General features: G+C 55.0%; 6 protein-coding genes. 1 reads left to right on the top strand and 5 read right to left on the bottom strand.

Annotation, left to right across the window (positions count from 1 at the left end):
• Positions 1–53 precede the first annotated feature (53 nt).
• The 5 genes from J1785_RS04950 to J1785_RS04930 all read right to left on the bottom strand — a co-directional run bounded on the left by J1785_RS04950 (position 54) and on the right by J1785_RS04930 (position 5,455).
• Positions 54–1,025, bottom strand: a complete 972-nt coding sequence (locus J1785_RS04950; protein ID WP_129955488.1) for a chemotaxis protein — start codon at positions 1,023–1,025, stop codon at positions 54–56.
• 191 nt (positions 1,026–1,216) lie between these two features.
• Positions 1,217–2,194, bottom strand: coding sequence for an oxidoreductase (locus tag J1785_RS04945; protein WP_217218945.1), 978 nt, complete (start codon positions 2,192–2,194; stop codon positions 1,217–1,219).
• An 89-nt stretch (positions 2,195–2,283) separates the two neighbouring features.
• Positions 2,284–2,949 (bottom strand): acrylate utilization transcriptional regulator AcuR, encoded by a 666-nt coding sequence (gene acuR, locus J1785_RS04940; protein WP_217218944.1) that lies wholly within the window; start codon positions 2,947–2,949, stop codon positions 2,284–2,286.
• A gap of 172 nt (positions 2,950–3,121) precedes the next feature.
• Positions 3,122–4,459, bottom strand: a complete 1,338-nt coding sequence (locus J1785_RS04935; protein WP_129955485.1) for an LLM class flavin-dependent oxidoreductase — start codon at positions 4,457–4,459, stop codon at positions 3,122–3,124.
• Positions 4,460–4,468: 9 nt separating this feature from the next.
• Complete coding sequence (locus J1785_RS04930) at positions 4,469–5,455, bottom strand: MsnO8 family LLM class oxidoreductase (RefSeq protein WP_129991808.1); 987 nt, start codon at positions 5,453–5,455, stop codon at positions 4,469–4,471.
• A 232-nt stretch (positions 5,456–5,687) separates the two neighbouring features.
• Here J1785_RS04930 and J1785_RS04925 point away from each other — a divergent pair, with 232 nt between their 5' ends.
• On the top strand, positions 5,688–6,881 hold the full coding sequence (locus tag J1785_RS04925; protein WP_217218943.1) for an amidohydrolase: 1,194 nt from the start codon (positions 5,688–5,690) through the stop codon (positions 6,879–6,881).
• Positions 6,882–6,928 lie beyond the last annotated feature (47 nt).

The raw sequence follows: 6,928 nt of genomic DNA, 5'->3' as shown, positions 1-6,928 counted from the left end.
TAAAAAAACCCGCACAACGGGCGGGCTTTGGCAGTTACAGGCTCAGGGGCGGATTACACATGTGCGATTTTCTTCGCCTCCAGCGCTTTATGAATAGCCGCTTCCAGTTCGTTGATTTCGAACTTCGCCACATAACCGTCAGCACCCACTTTACGCACGTGATCTTCATTGGCGCTGCCGGATAAGGAGGAATGAATAATAACCGGGATATTTTTCAGGAATTCATCACGCTTGATATTGAGCGTCAGGGTAAAGCCGTCCATTTCCGGCATTTCCAGATCCGTTAATACGAAGGAAATTTTATCGGCAATGGGCAGTCCCTGGGCTTTGCATTCTTCAGCCATTTTACGGATTTTATTCCAGGCTTCCAGACCGGTGACATGCATCTGCGCCGGGATTTCCATCATGTTAAGCCCTTTCTCCAGCATCTGACGGGCGACTTTAGAATCTTCGGCCACGATCGCCACCGTGCCCGGCTTGAGTTTAAATGCGCTGGTTTTCTTTTTATCCATGTCGATATTACTGTTCGGAATAATGTCATGGAGGATTTGTTCAACGTCGAGCACCAGTGCCAGACGGTTACTGGATTTATCGTTATCCAGACGCGCAATACTGGTGATGTTACGGCTTTTCACACCCGCCTCGGCAGCCAGCACCTGACTCCATTCAAGACGCACAATGTCATCAACGGATTCCACCGCAAACGCCTGGGTACTGCGTGCATATTCGGTGACAAGCAGAATGTTCAGGCCGGTTTTGGGCACACAACCGACCACAGCAGGCAGGTCGATGACCGGAATGATTTCGCCACGGATGTTGGCCATACCCATCATCGGGGAGGCCATACCCGCCGCTTTAGTCAGCGTGGGCATCGGCACGATTTCGCGCAATTTAAAGACGTTGATACCAAAAAGCTCAGATTGCTCGTCATCCGGCGATGTCCCCAGACGGAACAGCAAAAGCTCAAACCGGTTTGATGAAGTGAGATTGGTTCTCTCATCAATTTCTTTCTGAAAATTATCCATACTTTCCCCATGCCTGTCGTTATTCGTTTTTGATTGTGTTCGCGCGGTGCGTCATTCGGAAAATAAGGAATTCCATTCTCTTTTTTCTCAGAGGGACGTTCTTTTTATCGGCCGGTCAGGGGTAATTCTTTATAGCGGGGAAAAAATTGAAGTAAAGCACCCGGTATCACGAAAATACCGGGCAGGAACGGTCAGCCGCCGATTTTCACCAGCGTCCGGCCCTGGATTTTATTGTTCAGGAAATCGGCTGCAACAGCCGGAGCTTGTTCCAGCGTAATTTCCGTCGCAGCCTGCTGATAAAAATCGTCCGGCAGCGTATTCAGTAAACGCTCCCAGACGGCAGCGCGACGTTCAGCGGGAACTGAAACCGAATCCACCCCCTGCAAACGCACATTGCGCAGAATAAACGGCATCACGGTGGTCGGCAGGTAGAAGCCCCCCGCCAGACCGCAGGCCGCCACGCAGCCGCCGTAATTGGTTTGCGCCAGCAGTTTGGCCAGCACCTTGTCGCCGACGGTATCCACCGCGCCGGCCCAGAGTTGTTTTTCCAGCGGACGGGTTTCGGCAAAATCATCACGGGAGAGGATTTCGCCGGCACCCAGTTTACGCAGATAATCATGTGTAGATCCACGCCCCGTCACGGCCGCCACGGTGTAACCGAGCGTATGCAACAAGGCCACCGCCGTACTGCCGACGCCGCCGCTGGCACCGGTCACCACTACGGTGCCGCTTTCCGGTGTCACGCCCGCCTCTTCCAGCGCCATGACGCACAGCATGGCGGTAAACCCGGCGGTGCCGATGATCATGGCATTGCGCGCAGCCAGACCTTCCGGCAGGGCGACCAGCCAGTCACCTTTAACACAAGCCTGCTCAGCCAGACCGCCCCAGTGCGTTTCGCCGACGCCCCAGCCGGTCAGAATGACAGATTGTCCGACGGAGAAACGCGGGTCGTTGCTGCGGCTGACATGGCCGGCGAAATCAATACCCGGCACCATCGGAAACTGCCGGATGATTTTACCTTTACCGGTGATGGCCAGGGCATCTTTGTAATTCAGCCCTGACCAGCTGATATCCACCCGCACATCGCCTGCCGCCATATCCGGCAGCGCAATCTCTTTCACTTCGGCCAGCGTGGCCTTATCTTGTTGTTCCAGGACCAATGCTTTCATTTTCTTCCCTTTATATTTCAGGTGATTCGAGTTTTTTGTCGTGAGGTATGCGATGACTCACGTAATGATTGCAGGTGCTATTTTTAGATTCAGGATTGAACAGGTGACACAAGGGTATGACGGAAATACGCCCAGAACTGATCCAGCGGCCCGGCCGAGCGAAACAGTTTTGCCCGCATCACCGCCCCTTCCCAGCCGGACCAGAAAATCTGTGCCAGTGACGCAGTCGGCATGGTTGATACGATATCGCCCGCCTGACGGGCTTCTTCCAGACAGAGGGCGATACGACTTTCCCAGTCATACAAAATCGTTTTGAGTTTCTGCAAAAAATCATCCGGCAGCTGCGGGGATTCCTGCAATAAATTACCGACCAGACAGCCACGCCTGAACTCAAACTTCGCCATTGCCTGACCGGCATGCGTCACAAATGCGTCAATGCGTTGCAGCGGTGACAATTCAGTGCTGAGCAGAAACTTGTCGAGTTTGTGGGCGAAAAAAGCGCCGTAAGCCGTCAGCACGGCCATGCCGAAATCCTGCTTATTTTTGAAATAGTGATAGAACGAGCCTTTCGGCACGGCGATGTTTTTGATCACCGCCTCGATGCCTGCCGACAGGTAACCCGTTTCTGTGATCACTTCCAGCCCCGAACGGATAAGGGCTTCGCGCGTATCCTCAAACTCCCGGGCCGTTCTCGGCGGACGTCCGCGGCGCGGTTTGAGTGGCACCTCAGGTTCAGGGAAAAACGCACTACACATAATTTAGACCGATCGTTTTTTAATTGCGAAAAGCCTACGCCTAATTTTTTATGCCGGCAAGCCTGCCGCGGTTCCCGAACCGTAAAAACCTGCCCGTCCGTCAGCCCTGCAAAGCAAAAAGCCCGCTCGGGGCTACCGTGGCGGGCCTGGGAAAAACCTTAGTATGTTGTAACTATTTTTCGCTCACTGTTTCACGCCGGGTTTCATGCACGCTGTAACGGTTGGCCGGGAACGGAATATTCAGACGCTCGCGCAGCGTCGGAGCCTGTGAGGGATGCCAGTAACCCCGTGCTTCCAGCACCGGCAATACCAGACGGGTAATGTCATCCAGCGCTTCGGTCAGTACCGGCCCGCTGATGATAAATCCGCTGGCACCGCCCTCTTCCACCCAGCGGATCAGACGGTCGGCGACCTGTTCCGGCGTGCCAAAGAATTCACCACGCGGCAAGGTGGTCTGATACGCGATTTCCCGCAACGTCAGGTTTTCCTCACGCGCCAGTTTCTTGATACTGTCGGTGGTGGAGCGGAAGGTGTTTTGCCCTAAATCACCCAGTTCAGGGAACGGGCCGTCCGGCGGATACTGGCTGAAATCATGGTGATCGAAGAATCGTCCGAGATAGGCCAGCGCATCGTCGAGAGACAACAGTGACAACAGATATTGATATTTGGCCTCAGCTTCCTCTTCAGTTCTGCCGACAACCGGGCTGATCCCCGGGAAAATACCCACCGGATGGCGGCCATTTTTGCTGACCTGTTCCTGTAATTTTGCCGCATACTCCTGCGCTTCTTCCAGCGTACGGGCGTTAGTGAAAACGGCATCGGCAGATTTACCGGCCAGTGCGATACCGGCATCCGACGCGCCGGCCTGGAAAATCACCGGCTGACCTTGTGGCGAACGCTGAATATTCAGCGGGCCTTCCACCGAGAAAAACTGCCCCTGATGATTCAGTCTATGCAGCTTCGCCGCGTCGAAAAACACACCGCTTTCACGGTCGCGCACAAAAGCGTCGTCTTCCCATGAGTCCCACAGCCCCTGCACAACGCTGATATATTCTTCCGCAATCTGGTAGCGCAGCGCATGTTCAGGATGATCTTTACCGAAGTTTTTCGCCGAACCGGCCAGCGGTGAGGTCACCACGTTCCAGCCCGCCCGCCCCTGACTGATATTGTCTATCGAAGCCAGCTGACGTGCGACGGTAAACGGATCGCTGTACGAGGTCGAAATAGTCCCCGCCAGCCCGATGCTGTGGGTCGCGGAGGCCAGCGCTGACAGCAAGGCCACCGGTTCGAAACGGTTGAGGAAATGGGGCAGCGATTTTTCGTTAATGTGCAGGCCGTCGGCCACGAACAGGAAATCAAAACCGGCTGCTTCCGCACGCAGGGCTAAATCACGGAAATACGGGAAATTGACACTGGCATCTGCCGGCGCTTTTTCGTGACGCCACGAGTTCATATGCCCCCCGGCACCGTGCAACATCAGACCCAGCTTGATACTTTTTGATTGGCTCATGAAATCTCCTTACCGCTGGCCAGCCAGCAATTCGATGGACTTCAGCCGCGCACCGGCTTCAGTCAGTGGAGTGTGTATGACAAATTCGTTCACGCACAGGCGGCGCTGAATATCGCGCAGTTGCTGATGGATGTCGCCGGGTGTGCCGTGCAGTATGCTGATTTGCTGCTGTTCGATATGGTATTGCGTCGCGCCGGACTGGCGCACAAAGGCTTCAGCCTGTTCGCGGGAACCGACCGTGACGTGCCGGTCGCCCACCGTGACACGAAAATTATGTCGCCCGGCCACCCGCTCAGCAGCCTGCTCCCGGGTTTCCGCCGCCAGCGCAGCCAGACTGACCAGCGCCTGCCCTTGTCCGGCCGAATATTCATGGAAAGCCAGCACGGATTCTGTCATCACCTCAGCGGAAGCATTGATAAAACCGGCGAAGACAAAGTTCCAGCCCAGCGACGCCGCCAGACGGGCGCTCTCTTTGCTGGCACCGAGTAAAAACCGCTGCGGTGCAACCGGCGGACGCGGCAACGCACGGGCTTCAGTGCCCGCCAGATGGTCATCCAGATGGGTCAGATAATGCGTCAGTTGTTGTAACTGGGCGGGGAAACCGGGAGCTGATTCAGCCGGGGCATGGGCGCGCAACGCTTTGGTCGACAGCGGTAAACCGCCGGGCGCTTTGCCGATGCCGATATCCACACGATCCGGCGCCAGCGATGATAAAAGATGAAAATTCTCCGCCACTTTATACGGACTATAATGTTGCAGCATCACCCCGCCTGAACCTATCCGCAGCCGGGAGGTATGTGCCAGCAACCAGGCGATCAGCACTTCCGGCGAGCTGCCCGCCAGTTTTTCAGTATCGTGGTGTTCCGACACCCATAAGCGGTGATAGCCCAGCTTTTCTGCTGCCAGCGCAAAATTCAGCGTCGCGTCTAGCGCCTGCGCAGCCGTCTGCCCGTCGTTGATCGGGCTTTGATCTAATAAACTCAGTCGGTAATTCACCTGCGCATCCCTTTTTATCCGTTGTGATAAAAAAGAGTTCCACGAAATAAGGTTAAAGCTAAATAATAAAATCACGTTTCTATAGTCAGTATTTTGCTATGCAGGCCGCTGTGCAAAACGACTATAAATTATAGCGACTGAGTATTTCGTTATTCCCGCTGGCCTGACTAGCATGAAATGAATGGCTCCATCTGTTTAACTCTCTCTGTTCAGACAATAAGGTTATTTCGCCATGAGCATTTCACTTGCACAAGAAACACAAAATATTTCATCCGGCACCCCGTACGGATTATCCGGATTAGAAGAAAAACTCATCGCTTACCGTCGTGAATTACACCAGCATCCTGAATTATCCAATCAGGAGTTTGTGACAACACAAAAGATTACCCAATGGCTGAATGCCGCCGGGATCCGCATTTTATCGCTCGGGCTGAAAACCGGCGTTGTGGCTGAAATCGGGCCGGAACAGGGACCCGTTGTGGCCCTGCGCGGGGACATTGATGCCCTGCCGATTGAAGAAGCCTCCGGCGTAACGTTCAGTTCGCAGCAACCCGGTGTAATGCACGCCTGTGGCCACGATTTCCATACTTCAGTTATCCTCGGTGCGGCATATTTGCTCAAGGCGCGTGAACAGACCTTACCCGGACGCGTGCGGCTGTTTTTCCAGCCCGCTGAGGAACGCTTTGGCGGTGCATCGCAGCTGATTAAAGCCGGTGCGCTGGAAAACGTTGATGCGATTTTTGGCCTCCATAATGCGCCTGAACTGCCGGTCGGTACCTTCGCGACCAAAGGGGGAGCATTCTATGCCAACGTGGATCGCTTTCAGATAACCGTGACCGGTAAAGGCGCACACGCCGCACATCCGGAAGAAGGCACCGACAGCATTGTCACCGCCAGCCATATCGTGACCGCGCTGCAAACGGTGGTCAGCCGCAACGTCAGCGCACAGGACGCGGCGGTGGTCAGCGTCACCCGCATTGAAGGCGGCAATACCTGGAACGTCTTACCCCAAACCGTCGAACTGGAAGGCACGGTGCGCACCTACAGCAGCGAGATCCGCGAATACCTTCCGCAGCGCATCCGCAAAGTCATCACCGGCGTAGCCGATGCGCTGGGCGCGCAGGCGGAATTGCACTGGTTTGCCGGGCCACCGGCGGTGGTGAATACGCCGCGCTGGGCAGAGTTTGCTTTACAGGCCGCCGCAGAATTTGGCTATGACGCGCAGGTGGCGCAGGCACAAATGGGCGGAGAAGATTTTGCTTTTTATCTGCATCATGTGCCGGGTGCGTTTGTCAGCATCGGCTCTGCCAGTCACTTCGGCTTGCATCATCCGCAATTTAACCCGGATGAATCGGCTATTTACCCGGCCGCAAATTATTTCCAGCAACTGGCGGAAAAAGCGCTGGTGGAGTTAGCCGGAGAGTAACCATTTCATTCCTGATTTTATTTTCTCACGCCCGGATATTCCGGGCA

The sequence above is a fragment of the Rahnella perminowiae genome (assembly GCF_019049755.1).
In the GTDB taxonomy this organism is placed as follows: domain Bacteria; phylum Pseudomonadota; class Gammaproteobacteria; order Enterobacterales; family Enterobacteriaceae; genus Rahnella; species Rahnella perminowiae.
The sequence above is the reverse complement of the archived record's forward strand: the minus strand, read 5'-3'. Positions and strand labels throughout refer to the sequence as shown.